General features: G+C 72.5%; 2 protein-coding genes and 1 pseudogene. 2 read left to right on the top strand and 1 reads right to left on the bottom strand.

Annotated elements, in window-relative coordinates:
• Together C1A33_RS23960 and C1A33_RS23955 are read left to right on the top strand one after the other, a co-directional pair.
• Positions 1-285 (top strand): hypothetical protein (locus tag C1A33_RS23960; protein WP_207770466.1); only part of this gene is annotated, 285 nt, incomplete at its 5' end.
• A 184-nt stretch (positions 286-469) separates the two neighbouring features.
• Entirely contained in the window at positions 470-1,918 is a 1,449-nt protein-coding gene (locus tag C1A33_RS23955) for a glycosyltransferase (protein WP_101833592.1), read from the top strand.
• Between the two features lie 136 nt (positions 1,919-2,054).
• Here the strand turns inward: C1A33_RS23955 and C1A33_RS23950 are convergent.
• Positions 2,055-2,270 (bottom strand): annotated as a pseudogene (locus C1A33_RS23950) (phosphatase PAP2 family protein); the annotation flags it as partial.
• Positions 2,271-2,275: the final 5 nt, after the last annotated feature.

The following is a 2,275-nucleotide window of genomic DNA, read 5'->3' as shown; positions in this document are numbered from 1 at the left end:
CAGGGAGCGCAGGGAGCTCAGGGAGCGCAGGGAGCGCAGGGAGCCCAGGGAGCGAACGCCGGCGCGTCCAGCGTGGTCCGGTCCGTCACTGCCTCGCAGACCGCCCAGGCGTTCTGCCTGGCCGGCACCTTCGCCATCGGCGGCGGTGCCCTGGTTCCCGCTGGCGGCGACCCGGTGCGCGACACGTCCCCGATTGGCGGCACGACGTCGAGCCCGGCGATCGGATGGCAGGCCAGCCACAACGCCAACACGGACATCACGGCCTACGTCATCTGCGCCCCGTAGGTCTGAACGCTGCGCCTGTCCGGTACCCCGCTCTGTCCCGCGGGTGTACCGCGCGCCGCCTCGGCACCACGTCGGCTCTCAGGCGATCCCGCCGAGGAGCCGCCGTCCAGGCATCGCCGCCGACGGTGCGGCGCCCTCACTTCCCCACCATCGCATCCGCCCCCCACCGGACAGGTAGTGAACGATGACGTCACCAGCCCCCGCGTTCTGCGTGTTCACCCCCAGCCACCAGCCCCGTTACCTCGACGACTGCCTCGCCACGCTGCGCGCGCAGAGCCGAGCCGACTGGGAGTGGATCGTGCTGCTCAACAACGGCGCACGCTGGCGGCCGGAGATGCCCGACGATCGGGTGCGGGTGGTGGTCGCCGACGGCATCCGCGGGGTCGGCGCGGCGAAGCGGCGCGCCTGCGAGCTCGCCCGGGGCGAGATCCTCGTCGAGCTCGACCACGATGATCTGCTGGCCCGCGACTGCCTGGCCGAGATCGCCACCGCGTTCGCGGAGCACCCGCAGGCCTCGTTCGTCTACAGCGACGCGGCTCAGATCACCTCCGAGGGCGGCCGCGACGACAGCCGCTTCGACGAGACGCACGGCTGGTACTACGACGAGGTCGACGTGGACGGTCGCGACGTGCTGCGCGCCCGGTCGCTGGCGCCGACACCGCACAACGTGTCGTACATCTGGTATGCGCCCAACCACGTGCGCGCGTTCCGCAGGGAGGCGTACGAGCGGGTCGGCGGCTACGACGCCGCCCGGGAGGTGCTCGACGACCAGGACCTGATGTGCCGCCTCTACCAGGTCGGCGACTTCCACCACATCCCGCGCTGCCTGTACCTGCAGCGGATCCACGGCGAGAACACCCAGAGCGACGCCGAGGTCAACGCGCACATCCAGCGCGAGACCGTCGCCCTGTACGACCAGTACGTCGAGGCGAACGCGCTGGCCTGGGCCCGGCGGCGGGGACTGCTGGCGCTGGACCTCGGCGCGGCCCGGCGCAGGCCGGCCGGCTACCTGGGCGTGGGCCGGACCCCTGGGCCGGGCGTCGACCTCGTCGCCGCGCTGCCCGATCCGCTGGACCTGCCGGACGGCTCGGTCGGCGTCATCCGGGCGGTGAACGTCCTGGAGCACGTCACCGCGAAGGTCCCGCTGATCAACGAGCTGTACCGGCTGCTGGCTCCCGGCGGCATGCTGCTCACCCTGACGCCCAGCTCCGATGGGCGGGGCGCCTACCAGAACCCCGCACATACGGCCTACTACAACGAGAACTCGTTCTGGTACTACACCGACGACGAGTACCGGGTCGACGTGCCGGGGATCCAGGCCCGCTTCCAGAGCTCACGGCTGGTCACCTACTACCCGACCGAGTGGCACGCGGCGAACCTCATCGCGTACGTGGCGGCGAACCTGGTCGCCGTCAAGCCGGGTGCCGACCGGTGCGGAGGGCCGCTGCTGTGTGCCCCTCAGGCGGCGGCGCCGACGGAGGAGACAGCGCGGACCGCGGTTCCGGCGCAGAGGTCGGTGCCGGTCGACAGGACGGCGCCGGCGGAAGGGCCGATGCCTGCGCAGGGGTCGCCGGCGCAGGGGTCGGTGGCGGAAGGGTCGCCGGCGCAGGGGTCGGTGGCTGATCCGGTGTAGCGTCGGCCGCCGGGCTGGCGCGGCGGCGGTCGCGCAGCCGGCGGCCGAGGCGGGCCAGCGCCCTGCTGCCCAGCTCCGCGAGGACGAGCAGCACCACGGCGAGGATGCCGTCGGCCCAGAAGTGGTTCGCGGTGACCACGACGACGAGCGTGGTCAGGACCGGATGGACGACGATCAGCCACCGCCACCGGCTCGGGCTGATCCGGATCACCTCGTAGGCGATCAGGAAGGCCCAGCCCACGTGCACCGACGGCAGCGCCGAGAGCTGTGCCGCGACCCCGTTGCCGAACTCCCCGTACACCGACTGGCCGAGCAGCACCGCCTCGTCGACGAACCCGGCGGAGGTCAGCATCCGCG

The organism is Frankia canadensis (assembly GCF_900197875.1).
In the GTDB taxonomy this organism is placed as follows: Bacteria; Actinomycetota; Actinomycetes; order Frankiales; family Frankiaceae; genus Frankia; species Frankia canadensis.
Note: the sequence above shows the minus strand (reverse complement) of the source record. Positions and strands in the feature narration are given on the sequence as shown.

Bases quoted from the DNA above. Each gene is read 5' to 3' on its own strand.
- C1A33_RS23955 (WP_101833592.1), top strand. From the start codon at position 470: ATGACGTCACCAGCCCCCGCGTTCTGCGTGTTCACCCCCAGCCACCAG.